Origin of the sequence: Mycolicibacterium sp. lyk4-40-TYG-92, assembly GCF_030209435.1 — a bacterium.
Lineage (GTDB): Bacteria > Actinomycetota > Actinomycetes > Mycobacteriales > Mycobacteriaceae > Mycobacterium.
In genome coordinates this window covers 87,888-100,852 of sequence record NZ_JARVRX010000001.1, presented here as the reverse complement: position 1 = coordinate 100,852, position 12,965 = coordinate 87,888, and the positions used below count along the sequence as shown (strand labels likewise).

Genomic DNA, 12,965 nt, shown 5'->3' with positions numbered 1-12,965 from the left:
TGAGACGGTGTTCACGTCCACCAAGCGGTCAGTCGAGACGGGCGGCGTGCAGTTGCAGGTCACCGAAGCCGGGGACCGCGGGGCTCCCGTCGTGGTGCTGGCACACGGCTTCCCCGAACTCGCGTATTCCTGGCGGCATCAGATTCCCGCCCTCGCCGCGGCCGGCTACCACGTATTGGCCCCCGACCAACGCGGCTACGGCGGCTCGTCGCGGCCGCCGGCCATCGCGGACTACGATATCGTCCATCTCACCGGCGACCTGGCCGGACTACTCGACGACGTCGGCGCCGAGCAGGCGGTGGTTGTCGGGCACGACTGGGGCTCGGTCGTGGCCACCGGCTTCCCGCTGTTCCATCCGGACCGGGTACGCGGCGTGGTCGCACTGAGTGTGCCGCCGATCCCGCGGCCGCCGGAGCCGCCGACCCAAATCTGGCGTCGGATCTTCGGCGACGAGTTCTGCTACCCGCTGCACTTCCAAGCCCCGGGAATTGCTGACGCCGAGTTCGGCCGCGACGTCCGCGAGTCGCTGCTGCGGACATTCGCGATGGAGGTCATCGCCGCACCTGTCGACGTCCTGGCGGGCCGACCACTGCCGCCGCTGCCGGACTGGCTCACCGAGGACGAATTCGAGCAATACGTTGCCGCGTTCACCGGGTCGGGATTCACCGGTCCACTCAACTGGTACCGCAACTTCGACCGGAACTGGGAGCTGACGGAACGCCCACCGGCGGCGTCGATCACCGTGCCGACCCTGTTCCTGGGCGGCGACGCCGATCCGCTGATGGCCTCGACACCGCGCGACCGCGTCCGCACGGTGGCCACGGGTGAGTATCGAGAAATCCTGTTCCCCGGCGCCGGTCACTGGCTGCAGCAAGAACGCCCCGGCGAGGTCAACGCGGTACTCCTCGAGTTCCTCGAGGGCCTGAAATGACGCCCCGCCCACTGGATTTCGGGGCTTTCCTCACACCGTTCCACCCGATCGGCCAATCTCCCACCACCGCACTGGAATACGACCTGGAACGCACCGTCAAGCTGGACCGGCTGGGCTACGACGAGGTCTGGTACGGCGAACACCATTCCGGCGGTTACGAATTGATCGCCTGCCCGGAGGTTTTCATCGCCACGGCGGCCGAGCGCACCAAGAACATCCGGTTCGGCACCGGCGTGGTGTCGCTGCCGTACCACCACCCACTGATGGTCGCCGACCGCTGGGTGCTGCTCGACCATCTGACCCGCGGCCGGGTGATGTTCGGGACCGGCCCGGGGGCCTTGCCGTCGGACGCCTACATGATGGGCATCGACCCGGTGGATCAGCGCCGCATGCAGCAGGAGTCCCTCGAGGCCATCCTGTCCCTGTTCCGCGCCGGCCCCGACGAACGGATAACCCGCGAGACCGACTGGTTCACCCTGCGCGACGCCGCCCTGCACATCCGGCCGTACACCTGGCCCTATCCCGAGATATCCACGGCGGCAATGGTTTCCCCCTCCGGGCCGCGCCTGGCCGGGCAGCTGGGCACGTCACTGCTGTCGCTGTCGATGTCCGTGCCCGGCGGCTACGCCGCCCTGGAGACGACCTGGGACCTGGTGTGCGACCAGGCCGCGAAAGCCGGCCGGCCCGAACCGGACCGGCGGAGCTGGCGGGTGCTGGGCGTCGTGCACCTGGCCGACACCCGGGAACAGGCGATCGAGGACTGCACCTACGGGCTGGAGGACTTCTCGAACTACTTCGGCGCGGCCGGCTTCGTCCCGCTGGGCAGCCGGACCGGACCGGCGCCGACATCCCGCCAGTTCGTCGAAGACTATGCGGCCAAAGGCAATTGCTGTATCGGCACATCCGCCGACTGCATCGGCTACATCCAGGACATGCTGGACCGTTCCGGCGGATTCGGCACGTTCCTGATGCTGGGCCACGACTGGGCGCCGCCCGCCGCCACCATGCACTCGTACGAGTTGTTCGCCCGCGAGGTGATCCCGCATTTCAAGGGTCAGCTCACCGCGCCGCACGCCTCGCACGAATGGGCAAAAGGCCTGCGCGACCAGCTGTTCGGCCGGGTCGGCGAGGCCGTCGGCAACGCGATCGCCGAGCACACCGAAGACACGTCGGTACGCTGAAAACCATGCCATTTGCGCCCCGACGTATTGCCGCCCTGACCCTTGCCGGACTAGCGATCGCCACCGCCGTCGGCGTCGCCGGCTGCGGTTCCGACGACACCAAGCCCGAGAGCCGACAGGTCACCGTCGTCGGCAACGGCAAGGTCCAGGGCACGCCGGACACCCTGAACGTCACCGCGTCCATCGAGGCGACCGCACCCGACGTCACTGCCGCCATGAACCAGACCAGCAGCCGTCAGCAAGCGGTGATCGATGCCCTGAGCGGGGCCGGCATCGACAAGAAGGACATCGCCACCAAGCAGGTCGAGCTGCAGCCCGACTACCGCGACGCCGTCATCACCGGGTACCGGGCCAGCAACACCATCGACATCAAGGTCCGCAAGCTCGACACCGCGTCGCAGGTGCTGGCGAAGATCGTCAACGCGGGTGGCAATTCCACGCGGATCAGCAACGTCGCCTACTCGATCGACGACGACTCCCAGCTGGTCAAGGACGCCCGCACGCACGCCTTCGACGACGCCAAGGACCGGGCCCAGCAGTACGCGCAGCTGTCGGGGTTGAGCCTGGGCAAGGTGGTCTCCATCTCCGAGGCCACCGGCGGCACCACGCCGACGCCCATGCCGGCCCCGCGGATGGCGATGGCCGAGGCCGTACCGCTGTCCCCCGGCCAGCAGACCGTCAGTTTCTCGGTGACGGTCATCTGGGAGCTGGGTTAACCCGCTGCCGAGATTTCGACCGGAATCCCGTTCAGCACCGCGGTGCCCGACAGCCGGTCCAGGTGGGTGCCGTCGTTGAGCTGGTTGACGTTGACGCCCGGGTGGCTGCTCGCGAGCTGCTGACCGGTGCCGCCGCGGTTGTGACCCCAACCGTGCGGCAGCGACACCACGCCGCGCCGCATCACGTCCGTCACCTCGATCGGGGCGAGCAGTTCACCGCCCGGGCCCTTGATGATCGCGACGTCGGTGAGACCCAGATCGGCGGCGTCGTCGGGGTGAATCTGCAACGTGCAGCGGTTGGAGCCACCCGACAGCGCGGGCAGGTTGTGCATCCAGCTGTTGTTGGAGCGCAGGTGGCGCCGGCCGATGAGCAGGAAGCCGCCGGCCGAGCGGCTCAGCGCCTCGCGTAGCCGCGCCACGTCGGTGACGATCGGTTCCGGCGCGAGTTCGATTCTGCCGCTGGGGGTTCGGAGCACCTCGGGGATTCGCGGCCGCATCGCGCCCAGATCGATGCCGTGCGGATTGGCCTTCAGCTTCTCGAGGGTGAGGCCGTCTGGCTTGGTACCGAACGCGTCACCGTAGGGCCCGAGCCGCAGCATCATGTCGAGCCGGCGCTCATAGCCGGGGCCCGCGGGCAGCATGCCGGTCAGTTCGTCGACATCGCGTCCGGCGACCGGCGAATCGGGGTCCTGAGTCTCCTTGGCCAGCGTCATCGCGATCACCTGCGCATCGACCAGGCCCGGATCACCCTGTGCCCCAACGCCATACAGAACCAGGGCGATGCGCGAGAGAATCTCGGCCTCGTCCGGCCGGTTGTCCAGCGGCAGCACCGGCGGCGAGTAGCGCGCGTTGTTGCGCACCGCGAGGTTGTTCAGCAGAACGTCGAAATGAGGACTCTGCGACGGCGGGGGCGGCGGCAGGATGACGTCGGCGTGCCGCGTGGTCTCGTTGAGGTACGGGTCGACCGACAGCATGAATTCGACACTGTCCAAGGCCTTGTCGAGCCGGTCGCCGTCCGGTGCGGACAGCACGGGATTCCCGGCGATCGTGATCATCGCCTTGATCCGACCGTCGCCCGCGGTGTCGATCTCCTCGGCGAGCGCGGCGGCCGGAAACTCGGACATCACCTCGGGGTAGCCGGACACCCGGCTGGCCCACCGGCCCGTCCGGAATCCGCGGCCGGGCTTGGGTGGCCGCGGTGCCGGGACCGCCGCGCCGAGCGGGAACATCACCCCGCCAGGTCGGTCCAGGTTGCCGGTGAGGACGTTGATCACGTCGACCAGCCAGCTGCCGATGGTGCCGAACTCGACGGTGGAGGTTCCGATCCGGCCGTACACGGCGGCGGTCGGCGCCGCCGCGAGTTCACGGGCCAGTTCACGGATCTCGTCGGCGCCGACCCCGCAGGCCTGTTCGACGGCTTCGGGCGCGAAGTCGGCGGCCAGCGAGCGGACCTGCTCGACGCCGACGACGTACTCGGCGATCGCACCGAGATCGACGAGACCTTCGTCGAACAGCACGTGCACGACGGCGAGCAGCAGTGCCGCGTCGGTCCCGGGGCGCGGCGCCAGGTGCCGGTCGGCGAGCTTGGCGGTCTGGGTGCGCGCCGGGTCGATCACGACGAGCTTGCCGCCGCGCTTCTTGAGCGCCCGCAGCTTCCCGGGGAAGTCGGCGGCCGTGGTCACGCTGCCGTTGGATACCAGCGGATTCGCGCCGATGATCACGAGATGGTCGGTGCGGTCGAGGTCGGGCACGGCGAACGCGCCCGGACTGCCGAACATCAGGCCCAGCGCAACGTGTTTGGGCATCTGGTCGAGCGTGCTGGCGCTGAACACCTGGCGGGTGCCCAGGGCCTTGACGATCAGCGGGGCATACAGTGCGCCCGCGATCGTGTGCGCGTTCGGATTGCCGAGGTACACCCCGACCGACGCCCCGCCGTGCGCCGCGATCACCGCACCGAGGCGTTCGGCGACGACGGCGTAGGCCTCGTCCCAGGTGGCCTCGGTCAGCACACCGTCCCGTCGGACCAGCGGGTGGGTCAGCCGGTCGGGATCGTTGTCGAGCTCAGCGAAGCTCGCGCCCTTGGGGCAGATGAAGCCGGCGCTGAAGACATCGTCGAGGTCACCGCGCGCGGCCGTGACACGGCCCGCATCGATGGTGAGGGTCAGCCCGCAGGTGGCTTCGCAGAAGGGGCAGATCCGGAGCGCGGTAGGCATGCCTGCGATTCTGCGCCGCTTCGCGCCCTTTGGTAAGTGCCGCTCGCGAAAGCTCCCGCTCAACCGGCGCGGCGAAGTTCGTACTCGCCGCCGAATTCGACCGACTCGATCCGATCCCCGCCGGCTCGTTTGGCTGTGTACATCAGCTGATCGGCAACGCGCAGCAGGTGCTCGGTGAACCATTCGGTATCGCCGGTCTGACCGGCGAGCAGTGCGGCCGAGGCGATACCGAAGCTCGCTGTCAGGCACCACCGGCTGTCGAGGAGTTGCTTGCGGATGTGTTCGGCGATGGTCGGCGCGATGCGGCTGTCACCGGCATAGGCGATGACGAATTCTTCCCCGCCGATGCGGGCGAACGTCGCGCTGCCGCGACAGGACCGCCGCAGAATGTCCCCGACCGCGATGAGTACCTCGTCGCCGACCGTGTGGCCGAAAGTGTCATTGATCGACTTGAAGCGGTCGAGATCGATCATCACGAAGGACAGGTCCGTGGTCTGCTCGGGTTTGATGCTGCCGACCAACTGTCGAACCGCCCGATCGAAGCCACGCCGGTTGAGCAGCGCAGTCAACGGGTCGAAGTCCGAATCATCGGCATCGCTGCTGAGCAGATACACCATGTACTGGAAGCACAACGGAATGAGCACGATCGCCACCAGATAGAACATGCAATCGCTCAGTGCCCGGATCAGACCGCCTTCCGCCGTCACCCGCGCGAAGTACACGGCCACGACCGCCACCCCGATCGCGATCGGCGCAGCGAGAAACCGGCGAGTGTGCACGCACGCGGCGTAGCTGTTGATGAACAAGAAGCCGACGATGCCGGCGCCGTCCACCGGGTGTTCCGGCCGGGACAGAAACAACAAGGCTCCGAGTACCGCCAACACGAGGACAAAGGCCTTCGACGCTCCGCACCCGGGCCACCGCACCGCCCACAAGATGCTGAAGCTCGTACAGCTGATCGCACTGCCGACTGCGACGACGACCCCGAGCGGCTCCATCCGGTGCGTTTCGCCGATGACCATCAGCGACTGCAGCAGCGCGCAAGCCAGCATCAGTGCTGCCGCGGAGTGGCGTGCCATCCGTTCCAGGCCGCGGGCTGCCAAGTAATTGCGCAGCCAGTCGTACCGGATCGACAGGTCCGACCATTCGCGGAGCCAGGCTCGGTACGTGGTCTGCTGCACACCTGGATGCTAGTGGAACAAGCACGCCCAGCAAAGGGTCAATATCGTGCATGCCAGGGCTTTCACAGGCGCTTTAATGCGCTGACGCACATAAAGCGTCAATTATGGCTAACTCAGCCGAGCTACGTTTCCGTGCTGTAAACCTTCGGATCGAGCGTGCCGATGTACGGCAGGTCGCGGTAGCGCTCGTCATAGTCCAGGCCGTACCCGACGACGAACTCGTCGGGGATGTCGAACCCGATGTGCGCGACCTCGATGTCGGCGCGCATGGCGTCCGGCTTGCGCAGCAGCGTGCACACGCGCAACGAACGCGGGCTGCGGGTGGCCAGGTTGCGCAGCAGCCACGACAGCGTCAGCCCGGAGTCGATGATGTCCTCGACGATCAGCACGTCGCGGCCGGTGATGTCGCGGTCGAGGTCCTTGAGGATGCGTACGACGCCCGACGACGAGGTCGACGACCCGTACGAGCTGACGGCCATGAACTCCAGCTGGGTCGGCAGCGGGATCGCGCGGGCCAGATCGGTGACGAACATGACCGCGCCCTTGAGCACCGTGATCAGGAGCAGGTCCTGGTGGCCGGAGTCGGCGCGGTAGTCCTCGGCGATGAGCGCGGCCATCTCGGCGATGCGCGCCTGAATCTGCTCCTGAGACAGGAGAACCGACTTGATGTCACCCGGATACAGATCCACGGCAACAGCGTGCCATGCCTCCTCGCCGAGTACCAAGACCGTCCCGCTCGGCGGTCGCTCACACGGGCCGGGAGGCGACTGTGAGCAGGCCGGCGCGGCGGGTGACGATCAACCGCTGGTACCGCAGCGGTGAGCTGACGGCGACGCCGCCCTGCCCGTGCCAGTCCGCCACGAGCGCGTCGACGGCGCGCAGCTGGACGTCGGTGAGCAGGCTCGCACCGACGCTCAGCAGCCAGCCTCGGATCACCCGGCGACGCAGCGCGGCGGGAAGGTCCTCGAGCCCGGCGACCGGGAGGCCGTTGTCGGTGCACAGAGCGGCGAGGTGCCCGGCCGCCAGGGCGTCGAGGGCGTCGTTGTCCTCCCGCAGTGCGGCGGCGGTACGGGCCAGGGCCGGCGCGACGCCGCCGGCCAGCACCTCTTCGAGCAGCGGCAGCACCTCGGTGCGCAGCCGGACCCGGGTGTAGCGCGGGTCGGTGTTGTGCGGGTCCTGCCACGGCGTCACCCCCAGCTCGGCGCAGGCGGCTTCGGTGTCGGCGCGCCGCACCGCCAGCAGGGGCCGCCCCCACGGCGGATCCCAAATCTGCATGCCGGCAAGGGATCTCGGGCCCGAGCCGCGTCCCAGCCCGAGCAGTACCGTCTCGGCCTGGTCGTCGAGAGTGTGCGCGAGCAGCACGGGAGCACCACCGCGGGCGGCGTCCAACGCGGCGTAGCGCGCAGTACGGGCCGCCGCCTCCGGTCCACCCTCGATGCCGACGTCGACGGAGATCACCTGTGCGTCAACGCAACCCAGCTGCCGGGCCTGTGCCGCCGCAGCGGCGGCCACGTCGGCCGATCCGGTTTGCAGACCGTGATCGACGATCAGCGCGGCGGTCGGTTTGAGCGCGGCGGCGACGGCGGTCAGTGCCAGCGAGTCCGCGCCACCGGAAAGCCCGACGCACCACCGGTCGGCCGGGTGCCGACGTGCGAAACCGGCCACGGCCGCGCGCAGCGGTGTCAGAGCACTCGATCGATCCATCGCCGCGGCTCGTCGATTTCGGTTGGCAGCGGCAGGGTTTCGGCGTCGGTCCAGATCGCGTTGAACCGCTTCATGCCGACGGTCGACACGACCTCGTCGACGAACTTCTTGCCGCGGGTGTACTGGGCGATCTTGGCGTCGACCCCGAGCAGGGCGCGGACGATCCGTTGCAGCGGAGACTGTTTGCGGTGCCGGCGCTCGTCGAACCGGCTACGGATGGTGGCCACCGACGGCACCACCGCCGGACCGACGGCGTCCATCACGTGGTCGGCGTGTCCTTCCAGCAGCGTCCCCAGCACCAGCAGCTGATCCAGCGCACGCTGCTGCTCGTCGGACTGCATGATGCGCATGATGCCCAGGATGCCTTGCGAATTCGCGTCGGCCTCGCCGTCACGCTGCGCCCGCACGTACTCGGCCAGCCGGCCGACGACGTCGCCGGCGTCGAGACCGGACTCGTCGGTCAGTACCGCCAGCGCCTGCGACATGTGCTCGGTGAGCCAGGGGTTGGCGCGGAACTGCACGCGGTGCGTCACTTCGTGCAGGCACACCCAGAGCCGGAAGTCGGCGGGGTCGACCTTCAATTGCCGTTCAGCGGCAAGCACATTCGGGGCGACCAGCAAGAGCTCCCCACCATTGGTAGCGAACGGGTCGTACTGCCCGAGGATGCCCGACGACACGAACGCCAGCACCGCGCCGGTCTGCGCGCCGGTGACGCGGCCGGCCAGCTTGGCGGCCAGGCCTGTGGGACTTGAGGTTTCGCCGCCCGTCATCACCCGCATGGATTCGGTGGCGGCGCGTACCCAGTCCTGCCGGTCGACGACGCGGGCTTCGGGCACCTCGGCGCCCTCGTTGAGCAGCGTCACCTCCCGCACCGGGAGCTCGGCCCGGCGCGCCGAATCGGCGAGCTGCTCGCGCACCTGGTTGCGGGTGTAGTCGGTGGTCGCCGGTTCCGGGCGGGTCAGCTTCGCCCCGACCGTGGCGGCGAAGCCCCAGTCGACGGCGCGGCCGACGGTCGGCTTCCGGCTCACGTGCCGCACCCGCAGGACCGGAACGCCGCGGCGAGGGCGTCCAGCGCGGTGCGTCCTTCCGGACCGGCGTTGTTGGAGATGAGCGCGAAGGTCAGGACCCGTCCGCTCTGGTCGGTGACGATGCCTGCCAGCGCGTTGGTGCCGGTCAGCGAGCCGGTCTTGGCGCGCAGGTATCCGGCCGACGAGGTGTCGGCGTAGCGGTTCCACAGCGTGCCGCTGCCGCCGGCGATCGGCAGGACATCGAGCAGCGGACGCAGGCGGAGCTCGCTGGTGCCCGCGGCGGCGTTGACCACGTCGTCCAGGACCGTCGCGGTGAGCCGGTCGTTGACCGACAGGCCGCTGGCGTCGAACAGCGTCGCACCCGAGGTCGTCAGGCCCGCCTTCGCCAGCTGTCCGAGGACGGCGCGGACGCCGCCGTCGAAACTCTGCGGCTGGTTCACCGCGGCGGCAACCTCACGGCCGATCGACTCGGCCATCACGTTGTCGGAGGCGCCCATCATCTCGCGCAGGCGCTCGATCAGCGGCGGGGATTGCACCGCGGCGACCTGCTGGCCACCGGCGGGGGTGGTGCGGATCGTCACGTTGGCGGGGTCGACGCGCAGCGCTGCCGCCAGGGCGCGGCCGGCATCGAGGGCCGGTGTCGTCGAGCGCTTGGACTCGACGGTGGTGGGCTGCACGCGCCCGGCGTCGATCATCACCGACTGGATCGGGGCCCAGTCGCCGCCTTCGATGTCGGCGACGTCCCAGCCCGGCGCCATCGTCGGGCCCGAATAGAGGCTGATGTCGACCTGGATGGCCCGGGGAGTGACGCCGGCCTTGCGGACCTGGTCGGCCAGGTCGGAAATCCGGGCCGCGTCGCCGTACCAGGTGTCGGTGCCCGGGGGCGCCGCCGACAGCGTCGGGTCGCCGCCGCCCTTGAGCACCACGACGCCCGGGGTGTCGCCGGACACGACCGTGGTGGTCAACCGGGCGTTGCGGTCGAGAGTCAGCAGGGCCGCGGCCGCCGTCAGCGTCTTGTTGGTGGACGCGGGCTGCAGCGGAACGTTCTCACCAAGCCCCCACAGCTGGGTGCCGGTGATCGCATCGGTGATCCGGCCCCCGAGCTGGCCGAGATTCGGGTTGGCGGCCAACGGCGCCAGCACCGCGGCGAGCTGCGCGGGCACCACTTGCGCCGCGGCGTCGGAGACCGGCTGCACCGCAGGTCGCGGCGAGACGAGCGCGGGTTGCGGCTTGACCGTCGCCCCGGCCGCCGGGACAGCGTCGTGCCGCGTCATCACCGCGGCGGCCGCCACCAGCGCGGCAACCAGCACGAGAACTGCCACACCGATCACCAAGTGGGTCGATCGGCGCCACCGGGTGGGCCGCATGTTGCTCCTGAACTCGTACGGGTCACTCAGCAGGGTATCGCTCGTCTAAGGTGTAGCCCGTTATCAGCACAGAGCTAAGGAGTCTCCCGGTGGAGCACGAAGTCGTCATCGAGATCCCCAAGGGTTCGCGGAACAAGTACGAAGTGGACCACGAGACCGGGCGGGTGAAGCTCGACCGCTACCTCTTCACTCCCATGGGTTACCCCACCGATTACGGGTTCTTCGAGAACACCCTCGGCGAGGACGGCGACCCGCTGGACGCGCTGGTGCTGCTGACCGAGTCGGTCTTCCCGGGCTGCATCGTCGACGCCCGCCCGGTCGCCATGTTCAAGATGACCGACGAGGCCGGCGGCGACGACAAGCTGCTGTGCGTGCCCGCCGGTGACCCGCGCTGGGAGCACATCCAGGACGTCGGCGACATCTCGGAGTTCGAGCTGGACGCCATCAAGCACTTCTTCGTGCACTACAAGGACCTGGAGCCGGGCAAGTTCGTCAAGGCCGCCGACTGGGTCGGCCGCAAAGAGGCCGAAGAAGAGCTGGCCCGCTCGATCGCCCGGTTCGAAGAGCAAGAGCACTAGTCTTCCGCTTCCGTCGATCCTGACCCGCCGTATCCTGGAGACCAGCGGCGGGTCAGGAATTCGGCGATGGAATCGTTCACAGCACCCGAGTACTGGTTCAGCCGGCTGGTGCTCGAGCGCGGCATCGCCGGCGTCTATCTGATCGCTTTCATCTGCGCCGCAAGGCAATTCCGCGCCCTGCTCGGCGCGCAGGGCATGTTGCCGATTCCGCGGTATCTGGCTGCGGTGTCGTTCTGGCAGGCGCCCAGCATCTTTCACTGGCATTACTCCGACAGGTTCTTCGCGGCCGTCGCGTGGTCGGGTGCCGCACTCAGTGCGGCTGTGGTCGCAGGCGCCGGCGATCGCGTGCCGCTGTGGGCGGCGATGCTCATGTGGCTGCTGCTGTGGGGGCTCTACCTCTCGATCGTCAATGTCGGGCAGCGCTGGTACGCCTTCGGCTGGGAATCACTGCTGCTGGAGGCCGGCTTTCTGGCGGTGTTCCTCGGCAACGACTCTGCCCCGCCGCCGGTGCTGGTGATCTGGCTGGCGCGGTGGCTGGTTTTCCGCACCGAGTTCGGTGCGGGGCTCATCAAGCTGCGTGGTGACCGGTGCTGGCGCGATCTGACCTGCCTCTACTACCACCACGAGACCCAGCCCATGCCGGGCCCGCTGAGCTGGTTCTTCCATCACCTGCCCAAGCCGTTCCACCGCGTCGAGGTCGCGGTCAACCACGTCACGCAACTCGTGGTTCCGTTCGGGTTGTTCGCGCCGCAGCCCGTCGCCACCGTCGCCGGCGTGATCGTGGTGATCACCCAGCTCTGGCTGGTGATCTCCGGCAACTATGCGTGGCTGAATTGGCTGACGATGGTGTTGGCGTTCAGTGCGATAGCCGGGCCGATACCCACCTCCACCGTGGCCGCACCGCCGACATGGTTCGTGGTGCTCGTCATCGGGTTCGGTGTCCTGGTCATGGTGCTGAGCTACTGGCCGGTGCGGAATCTGCTGTCGCCGCGCCAACGCATGAACGCATCATTCGACCCACTGCACCTCGTGAACACGTACGGCGCCTTCGGCTCGATCGGCCGCATCCGGCGGGAGGTGGTGATCGAAGGCACCACCGACGCTGACATCACGGACGAAACTGCCTGGCGCGAATACGAATTCAAGGGCAAGCCGGGGGCTGTCGGCCGGCTGCCGCGGCAATGGGCGCCCTACCATCTGCGTCTCGACTGGATGATGTGGTTCGCCGCGATCTCCCCGACCTACGGCCGTCAGTGGTTCGCCGGCCTGCTGGAGCGCTTGCTGCGCGGCGACCCGGCGACACTGAAATTGCTGCGGCACAACCCGTTCCCGAATTCGCCACCCCGTTTCGTCCGCGCGCAGGTGTTCCGCTACCGCTACTCCACTCCCCACGAGCTGTGGCACGACCGCGTGTGGTGGCACCGCACCCCCGAAGGTCAGTACTTCCCGCCGGTCACCTTGCCGGACTAGCGCGCCGCTTCGATCCGGCCGGCCAACATCGCCGTCCAGTCCGCGATGTACTCGTCATCGGGGGTGTCCGACTGCGGGGCGTGAAAGACGACGCGCGTCGCGTGCTTGCCCAGCAGCGCGTTGACCCCGACCACCGCAATCCGCCTGGCCTCGTTCCGATCGAGGCCGGGCGCGCAACCCTGAATCCAATCGGCCAGCTCGCTGTACAGGCCGTCGACCAGGGCGGCATAGGCCGCATTGACGCGGTCCGACTGATCGGCTGGTGTGCGGGCTGCCACCTGCAGGAACTGACTCTCCTGGTTCAGTACGCTCAGCACGTACCGGCCGAGCAGCGTGAGTTCTGTCCGCAGCTCTCCTTCACCGGCGAACAGCACGCTGATGTCGTGCATCGCGCGCCGCCGGTCCAGCTGCCTGTCGATCCCGGCCGCGAGCACGGCCTCTTTGGTCTTGAAGTGGTTGTAGAGGGCGCCGCAGCCCGGCACCAGGCCGGCGGCTTTCTCGATCTGAGTGATGCTGGTGGCTTTGTAACCCTGCTCGCTGAACAGCCGCATGGCCTCGGTGACCAGCCGTTCCTTGGTCGATGTCTGCACTCTTGA

Annotated in this window: 12 protein-coding genes; 5 read left to right on the top strand and 7 right to left on the bottom strand. The window is 68.5% G+C overall.

Translation table 11 applies throughout. The features are described from left to right. Positions 1-7: 7 nt before the first annotated feature. The 3 genes from QRN63_RS00495 to QRN63_RS00485 are packed head-to-tail and all read left to right on the top strand — an operon-like array spanning position 8 to position 2,828. Positions 8-931, top strand: a complete 924-nt coding sequence (locus QRN63_RS00495) for an alpha/beta fold hydrolase (protein WP_285029656.1) — start codon at positions 8-10, stop codon at positions 929-931. Continuing rightward, positions 928-2,112 (top strand): LLM class flavin-dependent oxidoreductase, encoded by a 1,185-nt coding sequence (locus QRN63_RS00490; RefSeq protein ID WP_285028814.1) that lies wholly within the window; start codon positions 928-930, stop codon positions 2,110-2,112. The genes QRN63_RS00495 and QRN63_RS00490 overlap by 4 nt, the downstream gene beginning before the upstream one ends. A gap of 5 nt (positions 2,113-2,117) precedes the next feature. After that, positions 2,118-2,828: an SIMPL domain-containing protein gene (locus QRN63_RS00485; RefSeq protein ID WP_267320305.1), complete on the top strand. Its 711-nt coding sequence runs from the start codon at positions 2,118-2,120 to the stop codon at positions 2,826-2,828. Here QRN63_RS00485 and QRN63_RS00480 read toward each other — a convergent pair. From QRN63_RS00480 to dacB, 6 genes are all read right to left on the bottom strand, one after another. Next, complete coding sequence (locus tag QRN63_RS00480; protein WP_285028813.1) at positions 2,825-5,041, bottom strand: molybdopterin-dependent oxidoreductase; 2,217 nt, start codon at positions 5,039-5,041, stop codon at positions 2,825-2,827. The genes QRN63_RS00485 and QRN63_RS00480 overlap by 4 nt on opposite strands. Positions 5,042-5,100: 59 nt before the next feature. Continuing rightward, positions 5,101-6,222, bottom strand: a complete 1,122-nt coding sequence (locus QRN63_RS00475) for a GGDEF domain-containing protein (protein ID WP_285028812.1) — start codon at positions 6,220-6,222, stop codon at positions 5,101-5,103. Positions 6,223-6,344: 122 nt separating this feature from the next. Beyond that, complete coding sequence (gene hpt / locus QRN63_RS00470) at positions 6,345-6,911, bottom strand: hypoxanthine phosphoribosyltransferase (protein ID WP_267320308.1); 567 nt, start codon at positions 6,909-6,911, stop codon at positions 6,345-6,347. Between the two features lie 58 nt (positions 6,912-6,969). Next, on the bottom strand, positions 6,970-7,926 hold the full coding sequence (gene tilS, locus QRN63_RS00465; RefSeq protein ID WP_285028811.1) for a tRNA lysidine(34) synthetase TilS: 957 nt from the start codon (positions 7,924-7,926) through the stop codon (positions 6,970-6,972). Further along, a complete protein-coding gene (locus QRN63_RS00460; protein WP_285028810.1) occupies positions 7,905-8,954 on the bottom strand; it encodes an Rv3626c family coenzyme F420 biosynthesis-associated protein in 1,050 nt (349 codons plus the stop codon). The genes tilS and QRN63_RS00460 overlap by 22 nt, the downstream gene beginning before the upstream one ends. After that, the gene (gene dacB, locus QRN63_RS00455) at positions 8,951-10,321 is read right to left on the bottom strand and encodes a D-alanyl-D-alanine carboxypeptidase/D-alanyl-D-alanine endopeptidase (protein WP_285028808.1); all 1,371 of its coding nucleotides are present in this window, start codon (positions 10,319-10,321) and stop codon (positions 8,951-8,953) included. The genes QRN63_RS00460 and dacB overlap by 4 nt, the downstream gene beginning before the upstream one ends. 89 nt (positions 10,322-10,410) lie before the next feature. Here dacB and QRN63_RS00450 point away from each other — a divergent pair, with 89 nt between their 5' ends. Further along, positions 10,411-10,899: an inorganic diphosphatase gene (locus QRN63_RS00450; protein WP_060999633.1), complete on the top strand. Its 489-nt coding sequence runs from the start codon at positions 10,411-10,413 to the stop codon at positions 10,897-10,899. 66 nt (positions 10,900-10,965) lie between these two features. After that, positions 10,966-12,369 carry a lipase maturation factor family protein gene (locus QRN63_RS00445; protein ID WP_285028802.1) on the top strand — a complete coding sequence of 468 codons (1,404 nt, stop codon included), beginning with the start codon at positions 10,966-10,968 and terminating at the stop codon, positions 12,367-12,369. On the opposite strand, the gene QRN63_RS00440 is transcribed toward QRN63_RS00445, so the two are convergent. Then, a complete protein-coding gene (locus QRN63_RS00440) occupies positions 12,366-12,920 on the bottom strand; it encodes a TetR/AcrR family transcriptional regulator (protein ID WP_285029655.1) in 555 nt (184 codons plus the stop codon). The genes QRN63_RS00445 and QRN63_RS00440 overlap by 4 nt on opposite strands. Between the last annotated feature and the right edge of the window lie 45 nt (positions 12,921-12,965).

Excerpts from the sequence above, each read along its gene's own strand:
- QRN63_RS00490 (WP_285028814.1), top strand. The coding sequence starts at position 928 with ATGACGCCCCGCCCACTGGATTTCGGGGCTTTCCTCACACCGTTCCAC.
- QRN63_RS00485 (WP_267320305.1), top strand. The coding sequence starts at position 2,118 with ATGCCATTTGCGCCCCGACGTATTGCCGCCCTGACCCTTGCCGGACTA.
- QRN63_RS00480 (WP_285028813.1), bottom strand. The coding sequence starts at position 5,041 with ATGCCTACCGCGCTCCGGATCTGCCCCTTCTGCGAAGCCACCTGCGGG.
- tilS (WP_285028811.1), bottom strand. The coding sequence starts at position 7,926 with ATGGATCGATCGAGTGCTCTGACACCGCTGCGCGCGGCCGTGGCCGGT.
- dacB (WP_285028808.1), bottom strand. The coding sequence starts at position 10,321 with ATGCGGCCCACCCGGTGGCGCCGATCGACCCACTTGGTGATCGGTGTG.
- QRN63_RS00445 (WP_285028802.1), top strand. The coding sequence starts at position 10,966 with ATGGAATCGTTCACAGCACCCGAGTACTGGTTCAGCCGGCTGGTGCTC.
- QRN63_RS00440 (WP_285029655.1), bottom strand. The coding sequence starts at position 12,920 with ATGCGGCTGTTCAGCGAGCAGGGTTACAAAGCCACCAGCATCACTCAG.